Raw genomic sequence first — 26,022 nt, 5'->3', positions numbered from 1 at the left:
CCCCCCCCCCCCCCCCCCCCCCCCCCCCCCCCCCCCCCCCCCCCCCCCCCCCCCCCCCCCCCCCCCCCCCCGCCCCCGCATGCTGGTGGGGCTGGGGGCTGTGGCCGTGGTCGTGGTCTTTCCGCTGCTGTTCGCGGTGCAGGCCTATGCGGACTGGATGGCCTACACGCGCTTTCTCTGGGTTCCCTGGGCCGCCGCGTGCGTGCTGTGGTCGCTGAAATGGCCCGCGCGCCTGGCCCGCTGGAAGCTGGCCGCCCTGCTCGTCTTCGTGGCGGCGGTGGCGCAACAGTCGCTGGCCCAGCGCGCGCACGACCGGCCCATCGACGCCATGTTCGAGGCGCACTACGCCTTTGCGATGCAGCCGCCTGCGGGGCAGATCCTGGCGCCGTTCGAGTTCTTCTCGCCCATCTCCATGACCTCGATGATCATGAACGCGCATGCGGCGCAGGGGGTGCTCGAACCGGGCCAGCCCCATGCCCGCCCGGCCCTGCTGCGCACGCCCCCGACCGATGCCGCCGAGCGCGCGCGCATCCGGGTGTGGAGCGAGGCGTGCCTGTGCCTGGTGCCTCTCGACAGCCTGCCGCCAGACAAGCAGGACGACGCGATCCGGTCCCAGCTGTCCAATGCCGGGGCCGTGCTGTCGCTGGGCAAGACCCTGCCGCGCGTGGCCCATGGGTATGCAGGCTCCATCGACGCGATGACCGTCGCGGGCCGCCAGCTGCACCTGTCCGGCTGGACGCCGACCATCGGCCCCGGCCGCAAGCTGGTGATCACGGGCCTGCCCCCCGAGGCCCAGGCCCGCCTGGAAGAACTGGTCAGCACCGAGCGCCCCGACATCGTGAAGGCCTACCAGCGGCCCGACATGCTGCACGCGGGCTTTCGCGCCACGCTGGGCTTTGCCGACGAAGCCAGCGCCCAGGCGGCCAGCCAGGCGCTGTGCGCCCTGGTCACCGGCCACCTGCCGGGCCAGGAGCACCAGTTCTTGCTGCTGCCCGTGCAGGGCCACAAGCGCTGCGACCGGGTGCTGATACCTCCACCCACCCGTTGAGGATGGGTGGCGGGGCTGCAGCAGCAGCCCGGGCGCCCCGACACGCCTGAGCGCGGGGCTGCGCAAGCCCGCTGCACTGCCTTGGTGTGTGTTCTGCCCTGGGCGGCCGAGGCACGCTGCCAGGACATGGGTGCCGCTCAGCGCCCCTTGGAAGACGACGGCTTGCCCGACAGCGGTGCCTGCTTGCTGCTGGGCGCGCTGCCAAGCTTGCCGCGCGAGGTCTCCAGCGGTGCCGGCAGGCTGCCGCGGGTGGTGGCGATGCCGCCTGCCCGCGTGGGCGCCGGCACCGGTGGGCGCACCTTGGGGGCGGGCACCACGCGCAGGGAGCCTTCGTCGGCCAGCTTGTCGCGCATGCGGCGCGTCATGGACTGGGTGCTGTTGTCCGGCGCGGTGAACAGGAACAGCGTGCCGTGCGGGCTGGTCCAGGTGAGCTGGGTGCGCACGGCGCGGCCGTTGGTGATGAGCTCGACCCATGCGCCGACGACGAATTCGGCATAGGGCTCGGCAGGGGCGGCTGCAAGCGCCGCAGCCGCTGCCGGGGCAGCGCTGTCCACCGGGGCCTGGGCGCTGTCGTCGTAGCCAGCGACCGCTGCCACGGAGTCCATGGGGTCGCGCGAGTCCGGCGCACGGGAAGCATCCTCGGGATCGAGGGTGATCTTGGCGAAGTTGGCGCGCTCGAAGGCGTCCTGGTGCAGGCCCACCAGGCGCTCCAGGAAGGCGCTGGTCTTGGCGGCCGGGTGGTCGATGGTCTGCAGGCCTTCGCGCAGCTTGACGAGCAGGCCGGGAATGGCTTCGGACAGGCGTTCGGGCTCGGTGCGGGTGAGCTCGGGCTGGGCGCTCCACAGCAGCACGGGCACCAGGGCCAGGTAGCCGCCGGGGTCGTCCTCGCCGCCATCGGCCTGCGAGACCTGGGCCAGGGCCACCACCTCGGCCCAGGGGCCGGCGGCGAAGTCGAGCACGTCGGCCGGCACGCGCTCCAGATCGGGCAGCTTCCTGATGTCGGCGGCGATCTTGCCGGCCAGCATTTCGCGCTGCTCGGCCAGCAGCGCGGCCTTGTCCTTTTCGGCCTGGCGGGCCTTGGCCTTCTGCACCTGCGAGTTCCAAGCGGCCTGCAGGGCCTTGAGCACGGTCTCGAACGGGGTGGCGTCCTTGATCTCGATGCCGGCCAGGTAGCCCACGGATTCGTTGAGCAGGCGGATGAATCGGGCGAAGCCGGGGGCCTTCTCGTCAGGGAAGGCCAGGCTGCGCTGGGTCATCTCGTCGAGCAGCACGCGTGCCGGGTGGCCGGGCTCGGTGAAGAAGGTCTGGTCGCGGCGCACCAGGTGCTTGAGCGCGGGTTCCAGGTTCTGCACGGCGCGCTGCACCGAGGGCAGCAGGCGCGAATCGCGCGCGATGTTCTCCATCATGCGGCCCACCACTTCGGCGGCCATGGCCGGCGGGTCGTGCGGGGCCACCGCGGGCACGGTGTAGATCTGCTGGTAGGGCATGCCCGGCACCGTGTACAGGTGCTGGGGTGCCGTGCCTGGCGTGGTGGGGGCCCAGCCGCCCTGGGGCACCTGGTGACCCGGCACCATGACCTGGGGTGCCTGGTGCCCAGGCACCATGACCTGGGGCATGGCCGGGGCCTGCTGCCCACCGGCCAGGCGGACGACCAGGCGTTCGAGCTGGGCCATGTCGTCGATGGCCTCGGCTGCCGCTGCGGCCGCGGAGTTGCTGTAGCCACTGCTGCCGCCCAGGCCCGAATGCATGCTGGCGGGCTGCGACGGAACGCCGCCGCCCATGCCCGGCCCGCCATAGGAGCGCGGGTCGAACGGATCGCCGCCGGCCAGCATCTGGCGCAGGATGCCCACGGTGAGCAGCGCCTCCTCGGCGGCCGCGGCCTGCGGTGACATCATGGGCACCTGGGCATCGCCGTTCCAGTTGTTGCCGGGGTCGCCGCTCCAGTTGTTGTTGCCACCACCGCCGCCATAACCGCCGCGGCCGTAGCCGGTGTTGCCATAACCGGTGTTGCCGTAGCCCGGGCTGCCAAAGCCGCTGGGGCCGGCCATGGGGCCGCCATGGCTGTGGCCCACGTAGCCACCGCCATAGCCGGCGCTGCCGGAATTGCCACCGCCGCCCTGCAGGCCGCCGTAGCCGGTGCGGGCGCCCGGCGCGCCGACGACGGCGTAGCCCACGGGTTCCACACCGTTGTCGCGCAGGCTTTTGACCATGCCCTTGTATTCGTCGACCAGCAGCTTGCCCAGCAGGTCGCGCATGTGCTGCATCCACAGCCCGCGCACCTCGGCGTTCACGCCGGTCTCGCCCACCACCTGCTGCAGGGCGCGGATGTAGCTTTCGGGCCGCAGCGGGTTGCGCTCGGGTTGCACGCTGCGCAGGCCCTGGGCCGAGCTGACCAGGGTGTTGAGCTCGGCCAGCACCGCCTCGGTGGCGTGCGCGGCCAGTTGCTGGGCACGGGCCAGCTCCACCTGGTTCTGCACTTCGCTCTCGTCCAGGAGCGACAGCTCGCCAAAGTCCATGCCCATGTCATCGGCAGCCCGGGGCTTGCTGCCCGGGGCCGCGGCCGGGCCTTCGGCAAAGATCTCCAGCAGGGCCATGGAGTAGCCCTTGACCAGGGTCGCCTCGTGCTGGCCCAGCAGGCGCAGGCTGTCACTGGCCAGGTTGCGTTGCTGGATGTTGCGGACCGTGCTTTCTTCGGCCGTCAGCGCGCTGCGGGTGACCGCCACCAGCTTTTCCATGAGCACTTCGCCGCCACGCACCGCGTTGACCACGCAGGCACGGAAAACGGATCTCGAACGGGACGCTGGCTGGGACATGGTGGGCGGAAAAAGGCGAAATAGGAAAATTCGAAAAAATCGTTTCCAGCTGCAATCCTACTTGACCTCGGGGCCCTGTGCATAAATCCTTGCCGGCCGGTGGGAACACGGCCACGAACGGACTGCCAGCACCCTGCGCAGGCGCATGGTTCGGGATGCCAGACCCCAGCCACAGCCCTGAAACGCCATGGACCACGCTACCGGTCGTTCGATCTTACAGTGAATGTTCCATGCACAATCGCTGGACTGAGAGACACCCCCGCTTTCACACAGCGGGGAGCCATTCGGCGGAAATGCCCCAGGTCCATGCGCTGGACAGCGCATGCCGCCATGGCGCAGTGGCGTGGTGCGGGTGCAACGCGCAAACGACACCGCCAGCTTAACCCCTGCGCACTGCCGGCTCCGCCGGCTGCGCTTTTGCCTTGCCTATGAATTCATCCTTGCGGACTTCGCAGAACAGCCCACCGTCCTGGCGCGGGCATCTCCTGGCACTGGCGCTGTTGTGCCTGCTGGCCCTGGCACTGCATGGCAGTGCGCTGCAGGGGGGTTGGCGCTGGGACGACGGGCAGAACCTACTGTATTCAACACAGTACTCCCCCGGCTCCGTCTTCCTGGACCCGCAGGTGACCCGCTTCGTCTCCTCCAGCCAGATTGCGCCCTGGAACGTCTTCCTCTACCAGGTCAACTCCGCGCTCTTTGGCTTCAACCCCTGGCCTTATTACCTGCACCACCTGATTTCCCTGTCCTGCGCGGCATGGGCTCTGTACCTGCTGCTGTGCCACTGGCTGGGACGCTGGCAGGCATTGTTGCCAGCCGCCCTGCTGCTCCTGGGCGCACCGGCGTTCCAGATGGCGCAGCAGTTGATGGTGGGGCACTACCTGGACGGCCTGGCATTCGCCTGCCTGGCGCTGTGGGCGCAGGTCCACGCGATGCGGTCCCTGCAATGGCGCTGGAGCCTGCTTGCGGCAGGGATGTACCTGCTGTCATGCCTGTGCAAGGAGATCTATGTCCCCTGGATCGCCCTGCTGTTGTTCGTACCACCCCCAGCTGGCTCGCCATCGGCCCTGGCGCGCTGGCGCTATGCGGTGCCGGCCTTGCTGGTGGCCGTCGCCTACGCAGCCTTTCGCATCCATGTGTTCCAGGGCGTGGGAGGGTACACCCGCGTGGCCCTGGACGGCTGGCAAGCCGTTGGCGGCGTGCTGGGCGCCATCGCCCGGACGCTGAGCGAAGGCCTGCTGGGAGCCGGGACCCTGGGCCTGGTGGCCACCGGCCTGTGCCTGGCATGTCTGGGGGCGGGCCTGGCGGCACAGCCGGCCAACAGACGCATGCCCCTGGCCCTGGGCGCAGGGGTTGCCATCGTGGTCGCGGTTTTCCCGCTGCTGTTCGTGGTGGGGCCCGGTTTTGAATGGATGGGCAACGCCCGCATCCTGTGGGTGCCCTGGGTGGCTGCCTGCGTGCTGTGGGCCCTGCCATGGCCCCGGCGCCTGGCAGGCTGGCACAAGGTGGCACTGCCCGTGTTCGTGGCGGCGGCGGGCCAGCAGGCCTGGGTGCAGCGCCAGCACGACCGCCCCATTGCGGCAATGTTCGAGGCCTACTATGGCTTTGCGCTGGCGCCACCACCCGGCCAGATGCTGCTGCAGCCCCAGGCGCAGGCCAACGGCATGATCCTGCAGGCCATGAGCGTGTTCCAGGCGCGCCAGGCAATGGAGCCCCAGGTCCACCACACCGCACCCGCGCTGGCATGGCACTACCCGGCCACGGCGCAGGAGCGCAGCCGCGTGGTGACCTGGGATGACGGCTGCTCCTGCATGGTGCGATTGGGTGACATTCCGCCTGCACAGCAAGAGGCCGCCCTTGCGGCCCGCATGCGCAGTGACCTCTTCGTGCTGCCGATGAAGCGGCCCCTGCATTCCCTGGCCCATGCCTTTGGCGGCGCCGTGGACAACGTGAGCGTGCTCGGGAACCAAATGAACGTGGAGGGCTGGACCCCCACCCTGGGGCCCGGGCGCAAACTGGCGTTCGTGGGCTTCGAGCAGATGCCCCAGGCCAGCAGCATGGAGACGGTGCAGCGGCCCGACGTGGCCCAGACCTTCGGCCGCCAGGACATGCAGGGATCGGGCTTCCATGCCACGCTGACCTTCGCCACCGAACAGGCGGCCCAGGCCAGCGCCAAGGAATTCTGCGCCATCACCTTCAGCCAGCTGCCCGGGCAGGAACACCAGATCATGATGCTGAAACTGCCCGACAGCCAACGCTGCGACAGCGCCCTGACACCCAAACCGACCCGGGTACAGCGCACGCCCGGAGTCCCAGCTCAAGACCCGGTCCCTCCGAAGAAGGGGCCATAGCACCAGACCTTAGAAACTGGCGCGACCTGAGCCAGTGCTCCCGCGCAAGGGCCGCCCCGCCGCGCTGGGAGCGTCCCCCTTCCCGAATTGCGCAGCAAGTCGGGCGAAGGGGCTGAGGGCCGCGGCTCCAAGCCTGCCTGCGCAGGCTTGGACGTGCCCGAAGGGCCGCCGCCTCTGGCGCAGGCACCGAGGCGCGAAGCGCCTCAGGGGGTTGTACTTATTTCAAAGCCTTGTAGCGCATGCGCTTGGGCTTGGCGCCCTCTTCGCCCAGGCGCTTCTTCTTGTCGGCCTCGTACTCCTGGTAGTTGCCGTCGAAGAAGGTCCACTGGCTGTCGCCCTCGCAGGCCAGGATGTGGGTGGCGATGCGGTCCAGGAACCAGCGGTCATGGCTGATGACCATGATGGTGCCGGCGAACTCGAGCAGCGCGTCTTCCAGGGCGCGCAGGGTTTCCACGTCCAGATCGTTCGATGGTTCATCGAGCATCAGCACGTTGCCGCCCGCGATCAGGGTCTTGGCCAGGTGCAGGCGTCCGCGCTCACCGCCCGACAGCATGCCGACCTTCTTTTGCTGGTCGCCGCCGTTGAAGTTGAATCGGCCGCAGTAGGCGCGACTGGCCATCTGGAACTTGCCCACGTTCAGGATGTCGAGGCCGCCCGAGACGTCTTCCCACACGGTCTTGTCGTCCGAGAGGTCGTCGCGCGTCTGGTCCACGAAGGCCATTTTCACGGTGGAACCGATCTTGACGGTGCCGCTGTCCGGATCCTGCTTGCCGGCGATCATGCGGAACAGCGTGGATTTACCGGCGCCGTTGGGGCCGATGATGCCGACAATGGCGCCCGCGGGCACCTTGAAACTCAGGTTGTCGATGAGCACGCGGTCACCGAAGGACTTGGTGACGTTGACGAACTCGATCACTTCATGGCCCAGGCGGTCGGCCACGGGGATGAAGATTTCGTTGGTTTCGTTGCGTTTCTGGTACTCGAAGTCCGACAGCTCCTCGAAGCGGGCCAGGCGGGCCTTGCTCTTGGCCTGGCGGGCCTTGGGGTTCTGGCGCGACCATTCCAGTTCCTTCTTCAGGGCCTTGGCGCGCGATTCCTCGCCCTTTTGCTCCTGCTCCAGGCGGGCCTGCTTCTGGGTCAGCCAGTCGCTGTAGTTGCCCTTGTAGGGAATGCCGGAACCCCGGTCGAGTTCCAGAATCCACTCGGCCGCGTTGTCCAGGAAGTAGCGATCATGGGTGATGGCCACCACGGTGCCCGAGTAGCGCTGCAGGAATTGCTCCAGCCAGTCCACGGACTCGGCGTCCAAGTGGTTGGTGGGTTCGTCGAGCAGCAGCATGTCGGGCTTGGACAGCAGCAGGCGGCACAGGGCCACGCGGCGCTTTTCACCGCCGGACAGCAGGCCGACCTTGGCGTCCCACGGGGGCAGGCGCAGCGCGTCGGCGGCGATTTCTAGCTGGTGCTCGGAATCGGTGCCGGCCGTGGCGATGATGGCTTCGAGCTCGGCCTGTTCGGCAGCCAGCGCGTCGAAATCGGCGTTTTCTTCACCGTAGGCGGTGTACACCTCTTCCAGGCGGGCCTTGGCGGTCATCACCCGGCCCATGGCGGCTTCCACGCTCTCGCGCACCGTCTGCTCGGGGTCGAGCTGCGGCTCCTGGGGCAGGTAGCCGATGTTCAGGCCGGCCATGGGGATGGCCTCGCCCTCGATTTCCTTGTCCACGCCCGCCATGATCTTGAGCAGGGTGGACTTGCCCGAGCCGTTGGTGCCCAGCACGCCGATCTTGGCGCCCGGGAAGAAGCTCAGGGAGATGTCTTTGAGGATCTGGCGCTTGGGCGGCACGATCTTGCCGACCCGGTTCATGGAAAATACGTATTGAGCCATTTGCTTGAGTCTTGTACCTGCGAAATTTGGGCAGAAGAATTCTGCGTTCAGGGCATGATTATCAGGCCATGCGACAATACGCACCGTGACGGGCTCCAGTTGCCCGCCACATCAGCACACCGCTGGGGACGAAAGAGGCATTTCAGCCTCTGGGCTCCCACCCTTGAACCTCGTCGGCTTGAGACTGGCTCGGCAACCTACCGGTTGTACGACAGGCCGACACCCGGCGCCCCGGACGGGCGCATTCAACGACATGACATTTGACGAACTGAACCTGGCTCCTGCCATCCTGAAGGCCGTGCACGAAACGGGCTACGAAACCCCCACGCCCATTCAGGCCCAGGCCATTCCCGCCGTTCTCGCAGGCCACGACCTGCTGGCCGGCGCACAGACTGGCACCGGCAAGACCGCCGCGTTCACCCTGCCCCTGCTGCACCGCCTCTCGCAAAGTGCAGCGCCCAAGAACAAATTCGGCGGCAAGGGCATCCGTGCCCTGGTGCTGACCCCCACGCGCGAACTCGCCGCCCAGGTGGAAGAGTCCGTACGCGAATACGGCAAATACCTCGATATCAACTCCACCGTCGTCTTCGGCGGCGTGGGCATGAACCCGCAGATCGACCGCATCAAGCGCGGCGTGGACATCCTGGTGGCCACCCCCGGCCGCCTGCTGGACCTGCAGCAGCAGGGCTTCCTGGACCTGTCGACCGTGCAGGTGCTGGTGCTCGACGAAGCCGACCGCATGCTGGACATGGGCTTCATCCACGACGTGAAGAAGGTGCTGGCCCTGGTGCCCCGCGAAAAGCAGAGCCTGCTGTTCTCGGCCACCTTCAGCGACGAGATCCGCGACCTGGCCAACACCCTGCTCAAGAACCCCCAGAGCATCCAGGTCACGCCGAGCAACACCACGGTGCAGCGCATCACCCAGGTGATCCACCCCGTGGGCCGCGGCAAGAAGAAGCAGGTGCTGCTGCACATCATCCAGCAGCACAACTGGAGCCAGGTGCTGGTGTTCACGCGCACCAAGTTCGGCGCCAACAACGTGGCCGAGTTCCTGACCAAGAACGGCGTGAACGCCATGGCGCTGCACGGCAACAAGAGCCAGAGCGCCCGCACGCAGGCCCTGGCCGGCTTCAAGAGCGGTGACATCCGCGCCCTGGTGGCCACCGACATCGCCGCGCGCGGTATCGACATCGACGAGCTGCCGCACGTCGTGAACTACGAAATCCCCAACGTCTCGGAAGACTACGTGCACCGCATCGGCCGCACGGGCCGCGCGGGCAACAGCGGCGAAGCCGTGAGCCTGGTCTGCATGGACGAAGAAGGCTTCATGATGGAGATCGAGCGCTTCACCAAGCAGCAGATCCCCGTGCAGGTCATCGACGGCTTCGGCCCCGAGCCAGGCGAGAAGGCCGAGCCCATCGCCATGGGCCGCCAGACCATCTGGGGCGGCGCAGGCAAGCCCCCGAGCCGTGACGTGATGCAGGCCGCCGCCAAGGCCGCCCGCAGCGAAATGATGGAACGCATCCGCACCAACAAGGCCGGCCAGGGTGCTGGCGGCGGTGGTGGCGGCGGCGACCGCGGTCCCCGCCCTGCCGGTGGTGGCAATGGTGGTGGCGGTGGCGGCCGTGGTGGCCGCGCCGGTGGCGGCGCAGCCGCAGGCGGCGGTGGTGGCGGCAATGGCCCGCGTGGCGCCCGTGCCGGTGGTGGTGGTGGCGGCCAGGGCGGCGGCGCACGTGCCGGTGGCCAGGCCCCTGCACGCGGCCGCTCCGGCGGCGGTGGTGGCGGCGGCGGCGGTTACGAAGGCGGCGGCGGCAGCGGCCGTTACGATGACCAACCACCACGCCCCAATGCCCACCTGGGCACGCATTCGGGCCACAGCAACCCGGGCCATCGCCATTCCGGCAGCGCGGCCGGCGGCCAGCCTGACCCCATGCGCACCAGCGTGGACAGCATGGGCGGCGGCCGCCGTGGCGGTGGCGGCTATCGTGGCGGCAACTCTGGAGGTGGTGGCTATGGCGGTGGTGGCGGCGGCGGTGGTGGTGGTGGCCGGGGCAACGGGTCTCGTGGGCCGGGCGGTTCTCGCGGCTCTTTTGGACGCTGATCGCCCCACGGCGACCGCAGACAACAACAACCCAACGACAGCAGCAACAGCAGCGCCCGGCGCTGCGCCGCCCCAGGTGCATGTCCTGCATGCCCAGGGCCGGCGCGCACCGGACCTTGCACCCCATCCACGGCTGCACCTGCATGCCGTGGACTTCTCCACGCTGGGCGCAAGGCCCGTCGTGCCCGGCCTGCCGGAGCATGTGGACGACGTGTACATCACGCTCGGCACCACCATCAAGGCGACAGGCAGCCAGCAGGCCTTTCGCGCCGTGGACCTGGATGCCGTGATCGCCACGGCACGCACCGCCCTGGCGGCCGGTGCCACCCGCTGCGGCGTGGTCACGGCCATGGGCGCCGATGCCCACTCCCGCATCTTCTACAACCGCACCAAGGGCGAGGTCGAGCAGGCGCTCAAGAGCCTGGGCTTCGCCACGCTGGTGATCGCGCGCCCTTCCCTGCTGCTGGGCGAACGCCAGGCCCTGGGCCAGGCGCCGCGCGCGGCCGAGTCCCTCTCCATCCAGGCCTTCAAGCTGCTGGACCCGATCATCCCCGCCAACTACCGCGCCCGCCCGGGTGCCGACGTGGCGCGCGCGCTGGTGCGGGCCGTGCAGGCGGGGCCGCGCGAGGGGGTGCCGCAGGTGCGGGTGTTGATGGGGCGGGAGCTGCAGCCGGATTGAGCGCCGCAGCCTCGCAGCTTGCTTATTTCTTGCCAGCCAGCGACGCGCGCACCGTATCCGTCTTGGCCACCACCGCATCGGCGCACGCTGCGATGCGCTCGACATCGCAGGTGGCCAGTTGCCGGTCGATGAGGGTGTCCTTGCGGGTCGAGACCCAGGTCGCGGAATAGACGATGGAGCCCGCATCCTGCGCCGACATGGTGGCGATGCGCACCGTGAGCTGGGCCTTGGCGGCGGCGTCCTGGTAGCGCATGGAGCTGCTCTTGCGGATGCCCTCAGTCACCAGGGCCCCCAGGCGCTGGGCCTGCGGGCCATCGGACTCGGCCACGACGGCCACGTCGCGCGCCGTGGCTTGCGCATGGGCCTGCGGCAGCAGGCCGGCCATGGCGGCCGTGATGGCGATGGCCGCCGCGGCGGCGGCTCGGGCGATGGTGGTGCGGTTGTCGTTCTGGGCCATGGTGTTCTTCTCCCTCTGGATATTTGCTTGTTCGTTCTGCGATGCCGCCATGGCAACGCGCCGCAGGCGGCGCCACTGTCCATGGAAATCGCAGCCAAGAATAGGTGCGCGCATCCACCGAACATGCAAGCCTTCGTAACAGCCAGGCCCCTCGGCGCAAAAAGCAACAAGGCCATGCAAGCGCTGCATGGCGGCCTGCGCAGTCACGCATGAAGGCGGCCCGCCTCGCCACCGCCTGCTGCCACGACTTCACGCCCGCCTCATACGGAATGCGGGGCCGCACGCAACAATCGGGCGCCATCCAGAGCACTTTCGCAGCCGCACACCCATGCCACGACCACGCCCCTTTCTTGCACGATTCACCATCGCCGTCCTCGCCGGCTCGGCGCTGGCGCTGCTGGCGCCCCTGTTGGTGGTGGTGGTCGAGTTCTTCTCGCTGCCCCTGCTGCTGCCCGACGGCACACCCGATGATGGCTACACGCGCACCATCTTCATGACCCTGATGGCCTGGCCCGTGCTGTACCTGGTGGTCGCGGTCTTCCACGCCGTGCTGTTCTACCTGCTGTCACGGCTGGGCCTGCTGCGCTGGCCGGTGGCCATGGGGGTGTCCGCCGCCTGGCCGTGGGCCGTGTTCCCGGCGATGGGCGGCGGGATGCTGGCCACGGCGGTGCTCTCCGCGTCGTTTACGGCGGGGGCCTGGGTGGCGTGCCGGATTGCTGCGCCCCCCAAGATTGCGGCCGCAGCCTAAGGCTATTCGATGCTCTGCCCGATGCGCCACAGCACGCTGGTCGGATCGACCAGGCAGAAGTCCCGGATGCCCCAGGGCTGGTCCTGCGGCGCAATCACGCGTACGCCATAGCGGCAGGCCAGGTCCTGGGACACGACCCTCTCCCACCAGGCCTGCACGTCGGCCACCATCAGGTGCATCATGAAGTTCTCGGCGTGCTCCTTCACGTAGAAGTTCTGCAGCAGAAAACTGCAGTGGCCGGCGTTGAAGTAGGCCATGTCCGGTGAGAGCAGTTCTTCGCGAAAGCCGAGGTCGGTGTAGAAGCGGCGCGACAGCGCAAAGTCGCGTGCCGGGACATAGGCCTTGATTTCCAGTGTCTCCATTCCCATGGTGCTTGTCTCCTTCTTCCTTGGCCGCTGCGCACGGGGCGCTGGCCGGGTTCGCTGGAACGGCGGGGTGTGGAATGCCGGCCGGCCCTGGGCCGCATTCTGCCCTCGCCTGAGGGTGCTGCCCCGGCCCGCGGCAGCAGCATCCAGGCGCCCGCAGCATAATGGCCCTCCTGTCCCAACGGCCCGGGGCGCACCCCGGCCTGCACGCTCTTCACCGCCCCATGAGATCTGCCGACCGACGTCCCCGCGTTGATGCCCCCCTGCCCCGCGACGACGCGGCTGGCCTGTCCTCCCAGCGCCACACCGGGGCCCCTCGCTGGACCGGTTTGCTGGCCATCGCCGGCCTGGTGCTGGCACTGGCGGGCGGCCCGGTCCTGGCCAAGGATTCGGGCAGCAAGTCCGGCAGCGGCGGCAGTAACAGCAGCAGCGCGAAGCCCGCACCCTCGTCCGCCCCCCGGCAGAGCTTTGGCTCCTTCGGGTCCTCATCGTCTTCGTCGGCCAAGCGCGAGAGCGCTGCGGCGCCGTCGCGCGCGGCACCAGCGGCGTCCCCTGCGCGCTCCGACGACCGCCCGACCCGCTTCGGCTCGTTCGGCAGCGCGCCCGCCAAGAAGGATGCGGCCCCCGCCGACCAGGCCTCCGGGCGGCCAGAGCGCAAGCCCCAGCCGGCGACCAGTTTCGGCAGCTTTGGCGGCGGCAGCCAGAAGACGGAAGCCACCAAGCCATCCCCCGCAGCCCCGCCCCTGCAGGCGGTCCGGCCGAACAGCTCGGTGGCCAACGACCTGTCGAACAGCACGGCCCGCAACCAGGCGATGCGCTCGTTCGACAACCGGCAGCAGCCCGCGGCACAGCCGTTGCCGCAGGCGGCACGCGCCGAGGCGCAGGCGGCCGCGGCCATTGCCAACGCCCGGCAGCCGAGTGCCGCCCCAGCGGCGCAACTGCAGCGCCAACCACCCGCCCCAGCAGGCCCGAACTTCGGCGGCTATGCACCCGCAGGCGTGGGCGTGGGCGGTGCCACGGCGGCGTATGAGCGTGACCGGCGCATCCAGGCCGAACGGGTGGCCGATCAGCGCCAGCGCGCGCTGGACGAAGCGAACGAGCGGGCCTACCGCGCGCAGCGGCAACAGCAGCAACAAGCACAGTGGCCGGTGGACGACCGCCCCGCGCGCCCCTCGGCCCCGCGCAATGGCATGGGGCTGGGCACGGGAGTGGGCATTGCCGCTGGCGCCGTGGCTGGCGCGGCCCTGGCCACGGCGGCCACTGCGGGAACGGCCCCGCCCTCTGCAACGGGCACCGACAGCGGTGGATCGGCTATCGGGGGCCTGGCCACCGTGGGCGACGGCAGCACCCCGTTCAAGGATGCGGCGGCGCGCGTGCCCCCGGCCCCGGCACCAGCAGATTCGGGGCTGGGCGGTGCGTGGATCTTCATCACGCTGGGGGCCCTGGTGATCGGCCTGTACATCCGGGCCAGGCGGCTCAAGGCGCAGGCCGCAGAGCAGACCCAGAGGTACGTGCTGTGAGCTGGTCCCAGGCCCTGGCCCGGGCGCGGGGTCTTCTGGGCGGGCGCGGCGATGCACCGGCCCCCGCGGCCGATGCCGGCGTGCCCCTGGGCGGGCGCATCGGCGGCTCGATCAGTTTTGACGCCGCGCCCTTCCGCCTGGCGACCGACACGCTGGTGCCCGCCCCTACGGACCTGGTGCAGGTCGAGGCGATCTCGCGCCTGCGCTCGGCCGACCTGCAGGGCGCCGTGCACCGCCTGTACACCGCGCGCGGCGACCGGGGCGACGGCCCGGAGTGCTTTTTGCAGGTCTACACCGACCCCGAGGGCGAGGCCCGGGAGCTGGTCTACTACCACCGCATCCTGCGCCTGATTCCGGCCAGCGAGGAAGAGCAGGCGGCCTTCCTGGGCGAAGACGGCGCGGGCCTGGGGCAGATCCGCTTCAGCCTGCACCGCGCGCAGTTCGACGGGCTGGGCCTGCCCCAGGCCCTGGTGGAGCAGGCCTTCGGTGACGGCGACACCATCGACTACACGCGCAGCGCCGGCAGCCCCGCGCAGGAGCACATCGCCCCCTTCCGTGGTACCGAGAACCGCATCGACGACCGCCTGGGCCGCAACGGCCTGCGCCAGGACGTGGTGTTCATGCCCTACCGCCGCGGCGTGGCGGGCGGCGGCGAGGAGCAGTTGCTGATCTGCACCGAGATCGTCCAGGAGCAGGACGGCGATGCCACGCGCCGCGAGATCCACGTGGACTTCATGGTGGGCCTGGTGCTGGGTGCGGACTTCGTGGCCGTGCACTAAGTGCGTATTTCGGCGCTGCAGGACATGGAGATCGTGATACTCCATGCAGGAGGCCAGCTAGCTAGCGCTACAGCCAACCGGCCTTGCGGAAGCGGTAGTGGACGTAGGAACACACGCTCACGATCAGCAGCAGTGCACCGGGGTAGCCGTAGCGCCATTTCAGCTCGGGCATGTACTCGAAGTTCATGCCCCAGACGCCCACGAAGGCGGTGCAGATCGCAAAGATGCCGGCCCAGGATGCCAGGCGCTTGGTGATCTCGTTGTCCTCAATGGTCACCATCGACAGGTTGACCTGGATGGCCGTGCCGATGGTGTCGCGCATGCCCTCGATCAGGCCGTTGATGCGCACCAGGTGGTCCACCACGTCCCGGAAATACTCCTGCGATCCCATGCAGATCTGCGGCACGCGCCCGCCATGGAGCTTGCTTGCGCCCTCGAGCAGGGGGGACACGGCGTGCTTGAGCAGCATGACGCGCTGCTTGAGGTGGTAGAGCTGCTCGATGCTGTCGCGCGCCGCCTTCTTGGTGAAGATCTGGTGCTCGATCTTTTCGAGCTCGACCTCCAGGGCGTCGATGATGGGAAAGTAGCGGTCGACCACGGCGTCCATCAGCGCATACAGCACGAACCCCGAGCCGTGCCGCAGCAGGTCGGGTTCGCGCTCGCAGCGGTCCCTCACGCCCAGGAACCCCTGCTTGCTGCGATTGCGCACCGACAGCACGTAGTTGGGCCCCACGAAGACATCGACCTCGCCCGCGTGAAAGTGCCCGGGCCGCTCGGGCTCGGGCTCCAGCAGGTGCATCACCACGAACAGCGAGGCGCCGTACTCTTCGACCTTGGGCCGTTGGTGGCCGTGGTGTGCGTCTTCCACCGCCAGTTCGTGCAGGCCGAACTCTCCGCGCATTTCATCGAGCTCTTCGGGCGTGGCGTCGGCAAGCGCGACCCATACGAAGCACCCCGGCCTCACGATGCATTCGCTGATGTCGGCGACGGGGATGTCCCCCAGCTTGGTGCCATTCTCGTACGCAACGCAATTGATCAACATGGGGACCCTCCTGGTTTGTGGCTGCAGGCGGCATGGTGCCACGCGCCCAAGGCAGTCCCTGCAGTCTTTGCCCTCACTGCCGGGGAACCGCCGCCCTCCCCCCGGCCCCGGTCCGGGGATGCATGGGACTGCACCTCAGCCCAGCAGCTCCAGGCAGCCCAGGTCTTCCACGGCATCTGCAACGCGGCCGATCTGCGGCCACCAGACATAGGCCGACATGCCCCGCGCAAAGCGCGCCAGGGGCGTGCGCAGGTGCAGCAGCACCGCCAGCCGGTAGTCCTGCTGCAGGGTCTCGCGTGAATAGTCGCCCACCCCGCTGGCCACGAGCGCTGCATGGTAGCGGTCGAGCAGCGGCATCTCGAAGCGTGCGCGCACGCGGCGGTCCCATTGCAGCGCCATCATGTACGCAAGGTCCCAGACGCCCACGCCCAGGTGCCAGCCGTCCCAGTCGATGAGCTTGGCCACCCCGGCGGCGTTGCCCTCGCGCGGCACCATCCAGTTCCAGACGTGGGCGTCGCCGTGGACCCAGGTGCGCTGGGAGAGCCGGTCGGCGCGCTCCACCAGGGCCCCAAACCCGCGCAGGAACTGGGCGTACATGCCCCGCGTGCGTTCGTCCAGTGCATCACCGGCCTGGGCCTGCAGGCGCTGCCAGGCGCCGTCCTGCCAGTCCGATGCGCGCAGGCGCTCCCACAGCGTGGTGCCGCCCGTGACCGGCGCCTGGCCGGCATCCCGGCCGGCGGCATGAAAGCGCGCCAGCGCCTCGACGATCTGCGCATTGCGTGCCAGGGTCGGCGGCAGCGGCGCCTCGCTGGGGCGCTGGTGCGACTCCGACAAGTCCTCCATCAGCAGCCAGGTGCGTCCCGTGGCTTCGTCCACGCCACCGGCGTAGAAGCGGGGAATCACCGGGCTGGCGAGGCGCGCAGCAATGGTCTCGTAGAACGGCAGCTCCGGCTGGCCGAAGCCGGGGTGCGATACCTTGAGCACGGCGCGTGCCGGGACGCCGGCGACTGCATCGCCCCAGTCCAGCACCACGCCCGTCAGGTCGGAGAGGTAGCCCGGGGCATCGATCTCCCGGGGGGTTGCAGAGCGCAGCGTGGCGCCCTGCAGCGCCAGGTGACACGCCGGTTGACGCGCCATGTGTTCGGCCAGAAAGGCCGGCGCCAGCAGGCGCGCGAGGATGGTGGGGTCCAATGGTTCCCTGGGGTATGGTGGTCGGCGGGTGATTGTGGCCGAAGCCTTTCAGCCCGGCGCGGCAGACCGGGCCGGCGCCGCGTCGGCGAGCATGCCGATCAGCGTATCGGGGCTGACGGGCTTGACCAGGTGGTGGTCGAAGCCGGCCTCGCGCGCCCAGCGCATGTCCTGCGCCTGCCCCCAGCCGGTGATGGCCCACAGCTGCAGCAGGCTTCGGCCCCCGAGGGCGCGGATGGCGCGGCAGGCTTCGTAGCCGTTGAGCCGGGGCATGCCGATGTCCAGCAGCACCAGCTCGGGATCGAAGTGCCGCGCCGCCTCGACCGCGGCCTCGCCATCGTAGACGCAGTGCACCGTGTGGCCCAGCGCGCCCAGCAGCTCGGCCAGGGCGTCAGCCGCGTCCTGGTTGTCGTCGGCCACCAGGATGCGCAGCGGCGCCGCCGCGCGGGCGCCCTGCGCGGCACCGGCGTTCAGCGCCACGGCCGCCCGCTCGGCCGGGCCGACCAGGGGCAGGCGCACCACGAAGGAGCTGCCGCGGCCCACGCCCTCGCTGAAGGCCGCGATCGCGCCGCCATGCAGCTCGATCAGGCGCCGCGTGAGGGCCAGGCCGATCCCCAGGCCGCCGCGCGAGCGCGACAGTGCGGCCTCCTCCTGCGAGAACATCTCGAACACCTTTTCCAGGCGGCCGGGGGCGATGCCGATGCCCTGGTCGGTCAGCGTGACCCGGGCCTCCTCGGCCGAGGTGTCGACCGACAGTTCGATGCGCCCGCCGGCGTCCATGTACTTGGCCGCGTTGAGCAGCAGGTTCATGAACACCTGGGCCAGGCGGGTCGGGTCGCCTTCGAGCGTGAGCGACGCGGGCGGCAGCTGCATCTCCAGCGTGTGCTTTTGCTCGTCGATCATGGGCCGGGCCGCGTCGATGGCGTCCTGCAGAATGCCGGCCAGCGCCACGCGGCTGCTGTGCAGCTGGATCTTGCCCTGGTTGATGCGGCTCACGTCCATGAGGTCGTCGATCAGCCGGCTCATGGACTTGACCTGCCGGTCGATGAGGTGGGCCGCGCGCTCGACATGCGGCGCCTGCTCGCCCTTCAGGCGCAGCAGCCTGAGCGCGTAGCTCACCGGGGCCAGCGGGTTGCGCAGCTCGTGCGCCAGCGTGGCCAGGAACTCGTCCTTGCGCCGGTCGGCCTCGCGCAGCTGCGCGTCGCGCAACTGCAGCGCATGGGTGCGCTCCTGCACCCGGCGCTCCAGGGTTTCGTTGAGCAGGCGCAGTTGCTCCTCGGCGGCGCCGCGTTCCGCGACCTCCTGCACCAGGGCCTGGTTCAGCTGCTCCAGCGCCAGGGTCTTGCGGTACAGATCGGCGAAGATGGCCACCTTGGAGCGCAGCACGCCCACGTTGAAGGGCTTGTGCAGGTAGTCCACGGCGCCGCTGCCGTAGCCTTCGACGACATGCTGGTCGTCGTTGAAGTAGGCGGTCAGGAAGATGATGGGCACGTGCGCCGTCTTCTTGCGCTGCTTGATCAGCTGCGCCAGCTCGAAGCCGGTCATGTCCGGCATGTTCACGTCCAGCACCAGCACCGCGAACTCGTGGGTCATCAGCGCCATCAGCGCCTCGGAGCCCGACGAGGCGTACACCAGGCTGTAGCCCGAGTCCTGGAACACCGCCTCCATCACGGCCAGGTTCGAGGGCTCGTCGTCCACCACCAGGATCTTCACGGGCACGCCGGGGTCCGCCTCGGGCGTGGCGGGCGCGCCGGTGCCGCCCTCTTCCACCGGGGTGGCGGCGGGCACCGGAAGGTCGGGAGAAACAGGGACCATGGTCGTCATGCCCGGGCTCAGCGGTGCAGCCATACGCGCATCAGCGAGAGCAGCTGGTTGGTGTTCACCGGCTTGGCGATGTAGTCGCTGGCACCGGCCTCCAGGCATTTCTCGCGGTCGCCCTTCATGGCCTTGGCCGTGAGCGCCAGGATGGGCAGCGTGCCGAAGCGGCGGTCCTTGCGGATCTCGCGCATGGTCTCGTAGCCGTCCATCTCCGGCATCATGATGTCCATCAGCACCATCGACAGCTCGGGCGTGCGGTCGATGATCTCGATGGCCTGGCGGCCGTTGGTGGCACTGATGACCTCCACGGCATGGTTCTCCAGCACCGAGGTCAGCGCGAAAATGTTGCGCGCATCGTCGTCCACCACCAGCACCTTACGCCCGCGCAGCGCGTCGGACGAGTTGTGCAGGCGCTCGAGCATGGCCTGCTTGTCGGGCGGCAGCTCGGTGATCACCCGGTGCAGAAAGAGCGCGGTCTCGTCGAGCAGGCGCTCGGGCGACTGCACGTCCTTGAGGATGATGCTGCGCGACAGCGTCTGCAGCCGCTCCTGCTCGCTGCGGCTCAGGTCCTTGCCGGTGAACACCACCACCGGCAGCTGCGACCAGGCCGGTTCGGCGCGCACCTGCTCGAGCAGCTCGAAGCCGCTCATGTCGGGCAGGCGCAGGTCCAGCACCACGCAGTCGAAGGGCTCGGCCCGGAGCGCCTGCAGCGCCTCGCCGCCGCTCGGGGCGGGCACGATCTCGATGTCGTCGTTGCCCAGCAGCTCGAGCACGGCCGCGCGCTCGATCTCGTTGTCCTCGACCACCAGCAGGCGCTTGGTGCGTGGCACGATGAAGTCCTTGATGCGGCCAAACGCCGCCTCCAGGCCGGTGGTGGTGGGGCCCTTGACCAGGTAGGCGAAGGCGCCGTGCGACAGCCCGTGCTGGCGCTCCTCCTCCTGGGTGATGATCTGCACCGGGATGTGGCGCAGCGCCGGGTCGAGCTTGAGCTGGTTGAGCACCGTCCAGCCCAGCATGTCGGGCAGGAAGATGTCCAGGCACACGGCCGCCGGCCGGTACTCGCGCGCCAGCGCCAGGCCCAGCGCGCCCTTGTTGGCGACGATGCCCTTGAAGCCGTGCTCGCGCGCCAGGCCCAGTAGGATGCGCGCGTAGTGCGGGTCGTCCTCGATGATCAGCAGCACCTGGTCCTGCGGGATGATGGCCTCGCGGTCGTCGGCCACCTGCTCCTCGCGCAGGCCGCCCAGCGTGGCCAGCGCGCGGCTCGTGGCCTGCTCGGCCAACTCCGCCGGCCCGCGCGGCCCGGTGGCCTCGGCGTCCACATGCTCCAGCGGCAGGTACAGGGTGAACACGCTGCCCTGGCCGAAGACGCTGGTCAGCCGGATCTCACCGCCCAGCAACACCGCCAGCTCGCGGCTGATGGCCAGGCCCAGGCCGGTGCCGCCGTACTTGCGCGAAGTGCCGGCATCGGCCTGCTGGAAGGCCTCGAAGATGAGCCGCTGCTTCTCGGGCGCCACGCCGATGCCGGTGTCCTCCACCGCGAAGGCCACCACCTGCTGCGCCTGGCGCAGCACCGGGTGCTCGGGCGTCCAGCCGACCTTGGCGATGCCCACGCGCACCTCGACCTGGCCCTGGCTCGTGAACTTGACCGCGTTGGACAGCAGGTTCTTCAGGATCTGCTGCAGGCGCTTGGGGTCGCTGGCCATGGAGCGCGGCAGGTCGCGCTCGAAGCGGATGTGGAACGGCAGGTTCTTGGCCTCGGCCACGTGGCGGAAGTTGCGGTCGATGTTGTCGCGCAGCGCCGCGAAGCTGATCTCCTCCACATCCACCGTGACCGTGCCCGATTCGATCTTGGACAGGTCCAGAATGTCGTTGATCAGGTGCAGCAGGTCGGTGCCCGAGGAGTTGATGTTGCGCGAGAACTCGATCTGCTTGGGCGAGAGGTTGCGCGCGCCGTTCTCGGCCAGCTGCTGGCTCAGGATGAGGATGGAGTTGAGCGGCGTGCGCAGCTCGTGCGACATGTTGGCCAGGAACTCCGACTTGTACTTGGAGGTCAGCGCCAGCTCCGAGGCCTTTTCCTCCAGAGCCCCGCGCGCCTGCTCGACCTCGGTGTTCTTGCGCTCCACCTCGGCGTTCTGCTCGGCCAGCAGGCGCGCCTTGGTGCCCAGCTCCTCGTTGGTCTGTTGCAGCTCGCTCTGGCGCGACTGCAGCTCGGCGGTGAGCTGCTGCGACTGGGTGAGCAGGCCTTCGGTGCGCATGGTCGCCTCGATGGTGTTGATCACGGCCCCGATGTTCAGCGCCAGCTGGTCCAGGAAGTTCAGGTTCACCGCGGTGAAGGGGTGCAGCGAGGCCAGCTCGATCACCGCCTTGGTCTGGTTCTCGAACAGCACCGGCAGCACCACCACGTTCACGCGCTGCGCCTCGCCCAGGCTGGAGCCGATGCGGATGAAGTCGGGCGACACGCCGGTCAGCAGGATGCGCTTTTGCTCCAGCGCGCACTGGCCCACCAGGCCTTCGCCCAGGGCCAGCCGCTCGGCCAGCCGCGCCTGGCCCACCTGGGCATAGCCCGACAGCCGCGCGAGTTCGCCCCCGACCCCGTCCTGGCCGTCCAGGTGGTAGACCGTGCCCTGGTGGGCATCGACCAGTGGCGCCAGCTCCGACAGCAGCAGCTTGCCCACCGTGGTGAGCTCGCGCTGGCCCTGCAGCATGCCGGTGAAGCGCGCCAGGTTGGTTTTGAGCCAGTCCTGCTCGCGGTTGCGCTCGGTGGTCTCGCGCAGGTTGGAGATCATGGTGTTGATGTTGTCCTTGAGCTCGGACACCTCGCCCTTGGCATCGACCTGGATGGAGCGCGTGAGGTCGCCCTTGGTCACCGCAGTGGCCACCTCGGCAATGGCGCGCACCTGCGTGGTGAGGTTGGCCGCCAGCAGGTTGACGTTGCCGGTCAGGTCCTTCCAGGTGCCGGCCGCGCCGGGCACGTTGGCCTGGCCGCCCAGCCGGCCGTCCACGCCCACCTCGCGCGCCACGTTGGTCACCTGGTCGGCAAAGGTGGCCAGGGTGTCGGTCATGCCGTTGATGGTGTCGGCCAGCGCCGCCACCTCGCCCTTGGCCTGCACCGTCAGGCGCTGGCTCAGGTTGCCGTCGGCCACGGCGGTCACCACCTTGACGATGCCGCGCACCTGCTCGGTCAGGTTGCTGGCCATGAAGTTCACGTTGTCGGTCAGGTCCTTCCAGGTGCCGGCCACGCCGGGCACCGCGGCCTGGCCGCCGAGCTTGCCCTCGGTGCCCACTTCGCGCGCCACGCGCGTGACTTCGGAGGCAAAGCCGTTGAGCTGGTCCACCATGGTGTTGATGGTGTTCTTGAGCTCCAGGATCTCGCCCTTCACGTCCACGGTGATCTTGCGGTTCAGGTCGCCGCGCGCCACGGCGGTGGTCACCTCGGCGATGTTGCGCACCTGGCTGGTGAGGTTGGCGCCCATGGTGTTGACCGAGTCGGTCAGGTCCTTCCAGGTGCCGGCCACGCCGGGCACCACGGCCTGCACGCCCAGGCGGCCCTCGGTGCCCACCTCGCGCGCCACGCGCGTCACCTCGGAGGCGAAAGAGCGCAGCTGCTCGACCATGGTGTTGATGGTCTCCTTGAGCTGCAGGATCTCGCCACGCACGTCCACCGTGATCTTCTTGGACAGGTCGCCATTGGCCACGGCGATCGTCACCTCGGCGATGTTGCGCACCTGGCCCGTGAGGTTGCTGGCCATGGAGTTGACGTTGTCGGTCAGGTCCTTCCAGGTGCCGGCCACGCCGGGCACGGTGGCCTGCCCGCCCAGCTTGCCCTCGGTGCCCACCTCGCGCGCCACGCGCGTCACCTCGGAGGCAAAGGCCGACAGCTGGTCGACCATGGTGTTGATGGTCTCCTTGAGCTGCAGGATTTCGCCCTTCACGTCCACGGTGATCTTGCGGCCCAGGTCGCCCCGGGCGATGGCGGTGGCCACGTCGGCGATGTTGCGCACCTGGCCGGTGAGGTTGTTGGCCATGGAGTTGACGTTGTCGGTCAGGTCCTTCCAGGTGCCGGCCACGCCGGGCACCTGGGCCTGGCCGCCGAGCTTGCCGTCGGTGCCCACCTCGCGCGCCACGCGGCTCACCTCGGCGGCAAAGCTGCGCAGCTGGTCGACCATGGTGTTGATGGTCTCCTTGAGCTCCAGGATCTCGCCGCGCACGTCCACCGTGATCTTCTTGGACAGGTCGCCGTTGGCCACGGCGATCGTCACCTCGGCGATGTTGCGCACCTGACCCGTGAGGTTCGATGCCATCGAGTTGACGTTGTCGGTCAGGTCCTTCCAGGTGCCGGCCACGCCCTCCACGGCGGCCTGGCCGCCGAGCTTGCCCTCGGTGCCCACCTCGCGCGCCACGCGGCTCACCTCCTCGGCAAAGGCGTTGAGCTGGTCGACCATGGTGTTCATGGTCTGCTTGAGCTGCAGGATCTCGCCCTTGACCTCGACCGTGATCTTGCGCGAGAGGTCGCCGCGGGCAATGGCGGTGGCCACGTCGGCGATGTTGCGCACCTGGCCGGTGAGGTTGCTGGCCATGAAGTTCACGTTGTCGGTCAGGTCCTTCCAGGTGCCCGCCACGCCGGGCACCTCGGCCTGGCCGCCGAGCTTGCCCTCGGTGCCCACCTCGCGTGCCACGCGTGTCACCTCGCTGGCAAAGCCGTTGAGCTGATCCACCATGGTGTTGATGGTGTTCTTGAGCTCCAGGATTTCGCCGTTCACTTCCACGGTGATCTTGCGGCTCAGATCCCCGCGTGCCACGGCGGTGGTCACGTCGGCGATGTTGCGCACCTGGCCGGTGAGGTTGTTGGCCATGGAGTTGACGTTGTCGGTCAGGTCCTTCCAGGTGCCGGCCACGCCGCGCACCTGGGCCTGGCCGCCGAGCTTGCCCTCGGTACCCACCTCGCGCGCCACGCGCGTCACCTCGCTGGCGAAGCCGTTGAGCTGGTCCACCATGGTGTTCAAGGTGTTCTTGAGCTCCAGGATCTCGCCCTTCACGTCCACCGTGATCTTCTTGGAGAGGTCTCCATTGGCCACCGCCGTCGCCACGTTGGCGATGTTGCGCACCTGCGCGGTGAGGTTGCTGGCCATGGAGTTGACGTTGTCGGTCAAATCCTTCCAGGTGCCGGCCACGCCGGGCACCTGCGCCTGGCCACCCAGCGCCCCTTCGGTACCCACCTCGCGCGCCACGCGGCTGACCTCGCCGGCAAAGCCGTTGAGCTGGTCGACCATGGTGTTGATGGTGTTCTTGAGCTCCAGGATCTCGCCACGCACGTCGGCGGTGATCTTCTTGGACAGGTCGCCGCGCGCCACGGCGGTAGTCACTTCGGCAATGTTGCGCACCTGGCCCGTGAGGTTCGACGCCATGAAGTTCACGTTGTCGGTCAGGTCCTTCCAGGTACCGGCCACGCCGGGCACGGCGGCCTGGCCGCCGAGCTTGCCCTCGGTGCCCACCTCGCGCGCCACCCGCGTCACCTCGCTGGCAAAGCCGTTGAGCTGGTCCACCATGGTGTTGATGGTGTTCTTGAGCTCCAGGATTTCGCCGTTCACTTCCACGGTGATCTTGCGGCTCAGATCCCCGAGCGCCACGGCCGTGGTCACGTCGGCGATGTTGCGCACCTGGCCGGTGAGGTTGTTGGCCATGGAGTTGACGTTGTCGGTCAGGTCCTTCCAGGTGCCCGCCACGCCGGGCACGGCGGCCTGGCCGCCGAGCTTGCCTTCGGTGCCCACCTCGCGCGCCACCCGCGTCACCTCGCTGGCAAAGCCGTTGAGCTGGTCCACCATGGTGTTGATGGTTTCCTTCAATGCCAGGATCTCGCCCTTGACCTCCACCGTGATCTTGGAGGACAGGTCGCCCTTGGCGATGGCGGTGGCCACGCCGGCGATGTTGCGCACCTGGCCCGTGAGGTTGCTGGCCATGGAGTTGACCGAGTCGGTCAGGTCCTTCCAGGTGCCGGCAATGCCGGGCACCTGGGCCTGGCCGCCGAGCTTGCCCTCGGTGCCCACCTCGCGCGCCACCCGCGTCACCTCGGACGAGAAGCCGTTGAGCTGGTCGACCATGGTGTTGATGGTTTCCTTGAGCTCCAGGATCTCGCCCTTGACGTCCACCGTGATCTTGCGCGAGAGGTCGCCGCGCGCCACGGCCGTGGTCACGGTGGCGATGTTGCGCACCTGCGAGGTCAGGTTGTTGGCCATGGAGTTGACCGAGTCGGTCAGGTCCTTCCAGGTGCCGGCCACGCCGGGCACCACGGCCTGGCCGCCCAGGCGGCCATCGGTGCCGACCTCGCGCGCCACGCGCGTCACTTCGGAGGCGAAGGAGCGCAGCTGGTCGACCATTGTGTTGGTCGCCTCCTTGAGCTGCAGGATCTCGCCGCGCACGTCCACCGTGATCTTCTTGGACAGGTCGCCGTTGGCCACGGCAATGGTCACGTCGGCGATGTTGCGCACCTGCGCCGTGAGGTTGCCGGCCATCTGGTTGACCGACTCGGTCAGGTCCTTCCAGACGCCCGAGACGCCCTTGACCTGCGCCTGGCCGCCGAGCTTGCCCTCGATGCCGACCTCGCGCGCCACGCGCGTCACCTCGGAGGTGAACACCGAGAGCTGCTCGATCATGGTGTTGACGAGCTCGGCCGAGCGGTGGAACTCGCCCTTGAGCGCGCGGCCATCGACCTGCAGCGCCATGGGCTGGCCGAGGTCGCCCTTGGCCACCGCGCCGATGGTGCGCGCGATGTCGGTGGTGGGCCGCACCAGATCGTCCACCAGGGTGTTGAGGGCGACGACCTGCGCCGCCCAGCTGCCCTGCGCCGCGGGCGCCGTGAGGCGCTGCGCCAGCCGGCCTTCCTTGCCGACCGTCTCGTTCAGGCGGGCGACCTCGCCGGTGAACCCCGCGGCCTGCCGGATGGTCTGGTTGAAGGCTTCGGCGACGCGGCCGTCCGTGCCGGGCCAGTCGACCGGCAGGCGTGCCTGGAAGTCGCCTTCGGCAAAGGACAGCAGCGCCGACAGGATCTGCCGCGATCGCGCCTCGCCCAGCGCGTCCGGAGCCGAAGCGCCCAGGGCATGCTCGCGGGCTGGCGGTTTCTGGTCCACGGACTCGGGTGCAACGGTCTGCGTCATGGAACTGCACTCGCCTTTCGAGAATTTCGTTGAGACAAACCAACCTACCTGCCCCCCGCGAGAGCGCGAAATGAGTGTAGCCCTTT

15 protein-coding genes are annotated in these 26,022 nt (G+C 69.0%); 7 read left to right on the top strand and 8 right to left on the bottom strand.

The features are described 5' to 3' along the window. Positions 1 to 79: 79 nt before the first annotated feature. On the top strand, positions 80 to 1,048 hold the full coding sequence (locus AC07PA_RS31170; protein WP_494655416.1) for a hypothetical protein: 969 nt from the start codon (positions 80 to 82) through the stop codon (positions 1,046 to 1,048). Between the two features lie 137 nt (positions 1,049 to 1,185). Here AC07PA_RS31170 and AC07PA_RS31165 read toward each other — a convergent pair whose 3' ends face one another. After that, a complete protein-coding gene (locus tag AC07PA_RS31165) occupies positions 1,186 to 3,861 on the bottom strand; it encodes a DUF1631 family protein (protein WP_494609575.1) in 2,676 nt (891 codons plus the stop codon). A 428-nt stretch (positions 3,862 to 4,289) separates the two neighbouring features. Here AC07PA_RS31165 and AC07PA_RS31160 point away from each other — a divergent pair, with 428 nt between their 5' ends. Next, positions 4,290 to 6,209, top strand: a complete 1,920-nt coding sequence (locus AC07PA_RS31160) for a glycosyltransferase family protein (protein WP_494609576.1) — start codon at positions 4,290 to 4,292, stop codon at positions 6,207 to 6,209. A gap of 217 nt (positions 6,210 to 6,426) precedes the next feature. On the opposite strand, the gene ettA is transcribed toward AC07PA_RS31160, so the two are convergent. Next, positions 6,427 to 8,088: an energy-dependent translational throttle protein EttA gene (ettA, locus tag AC07PA_RS31155; RefSeq protein ID WP_145697775.1), complete on the bottom strand. Its 1,662-nt coding sequence runs from the start codon at positions 8,086 to 8,088 to the stop codon at positions 6,427 to 6,429. A gap of 253 nt (positions 8,089 to 8,341) precedes the next feature. Here ettA and AC07PA_RS31150 point away from each other — a divergent pair, with 253 nt between their 5' ends. Together AC07PA_RS31150 and AC07PA_RS31145 are read left to right on the top strand one after the other, a co-directional pair. Further along, positions 8,342 to 10,189, top strand: coding sequence for a DEAD/DEAH box helicase (locus tag AC07PA_RS31150; protein ID WP_494609577.1), 1,848 nt, complete (start codon positions 8,342 to 8,344; stop codon positions 10,187 to 10,189). After that, complete coding sequence (locus AC07PA_RS31145; protein WP_494609578.1) at positions 10,179 to 10,868, top strand: Rossmann-fold NAD(P)-binding domain-containing protein; 690 nt, start codon at positions 10,179 to 10,181, stop codon at positions 10,866 to 10,868. The genes AC07PA_RS31150 and AC07PA_RS31145 overlap by 11 nt, the downstream gene beginning before the upstream one ends. Before the next feature lie 22 nt (positions 10,869 to 10,890). On the opposite strand, the gene AC07PA_RS31140 is transcribed toward AC07PA_RS31145, so the two are convergent. Then, positions 10,891 to 11,325: a hypothetical protein gene (locus tag AC07PA_RS31140; RefSeq protein WP_494609579.1), complete on the bottom strand. Its 435-nt coding sequence runs from the start codon at positions 11,323 to 11,325 to the stop codon at positions 10,891 to 10,893. A 328-nt stretch (positions 11,326 to 11,653) separates the two neighbouring features. Between AC07PA_RS31140 and AC07PA_RS31135 the strand changes: the two genes are divergently transcribed. After that, entirely contained in the window at positions 11,654 to 12,073 is a 420-nt protein-coding gene (locus tag AC07PA_RS31135; RefSeq protein WP_494609580.1) for a hypothetical protein, read from the top strand. Positions 12,074 to 12,075: 2 nt separating this feature from the next. On the opposite strand, the gene AC07PA_RS31130 is transcribed toward AC07PA_RS31135, so the two are convergent. Next, a complete protein-coding gene (locus AC07PA_RS31130; protein WP_494609581.1) occupies positions 12,076 to 12,441 on the bottom strand; it encodes a VOC family protein in 366 nt (121 codons plus the stop codon). 221 nt (positions 12,442 to 12,662) lie between these two features. Here AC07PA_RS31130 and AC07PA_RS31125 point away from each other — a divergent pair, with 221 nt between their 5' ends. Both AC07PA_RS31125 and AC07PA_RS31120 read left to right on the top strand, forming a co-directional pair. Then, positions 12,663 to 13,958 carry a hypothetical protein gene (locus AC07PA_RS31125; RefSeq protein ID WP_494609582.1) on the top strand — a complete coding sequence of 432 codons (1,296 nt, stop codon included), beginning with the start codon at positions 12,663 to 12,665 and terminating at the stop codon, positions 13,956 to 13,958. Continuing rightward, a complete protein-coding gene (locus AC07PA_RS31120) occupies positions 13,955 to 14,737 on the top strand; it encodes a DUF2491 family protein (RefSeq protein ID WP_494609583.1) in 783 nt (260 codons plus the stop codon). The genes AC07PA_RS31125 and AC07PA_RS31120 overlap by 4 nt, the downstream gene beginning before the upstream one ends. A gap of 67 nt (positions 14,738 to 14,804) precedes the next feature. Here AC07PA_RS31120 and AC07PA_RS31115 read toward each other — a convergent pair whose 3' ends face one another. The 4 genes from AC07PA_RS31115 to AC07PA_RS31100 form a co-directional block, all read right to left on the bottom strand. Continuing rightward, complete coding sequence (locus tag AC07PA_RS31115) at positions 14,805 to 15,779, bottom strand: magnesium and cobalt transport protein CorA (protein WP_494609584.1); 975 nt, start codon at positions 15,777 to 15,779, stop codon at positions 14,805 to 14,807. A gap of 135 nt (positions 15,780 to 15,914) precedes the next feature. Then, entirely contained in the window at positions 15,915 to 16,970 is a 1,056-nt protein-coding gene (locus AC07PA_RS31110) for an aminoglycoside phosphotransferase family protein (RefSeq protein WP_494609585.1), read from the bottom strand. A gap of 48 nt (positions 16,971 to 17,018) precedes the next feature. Continuing rightward, positions 17,019 to 18,791, bottom strand: a complete 1,773-nt coding sequence (locus tag AC07PA_RS31105; RefSeq protein ID WP_494609586.1) for an ATP-binding response regulator — start codon at positions 18,789 to 18,791, stop codon at positions 17,019 to 17,021. An 8-nt stretch (positions 18,792 to 18,799) separates the two neighbouring features. Further along, entirely contained in the window at positions 18,800 to 25,936 is a 7,137-nt protein-coding gene (locus AC07PA_RS31100) for a HAMP domain-containing protein (protein ID WP_494609587.1), read from the bottom strand. Positions 25,937 to 26,022 lie beyond the last annotated feature (86 nt).

The organism is Acidovorax sp. GW821-FHT09B03 (assembly GCF_059418305.1).
Note: the sequence above shows the minus strand (reverse complement) of the source record. Positions and strands in the feature narration are given on the sequence as shown.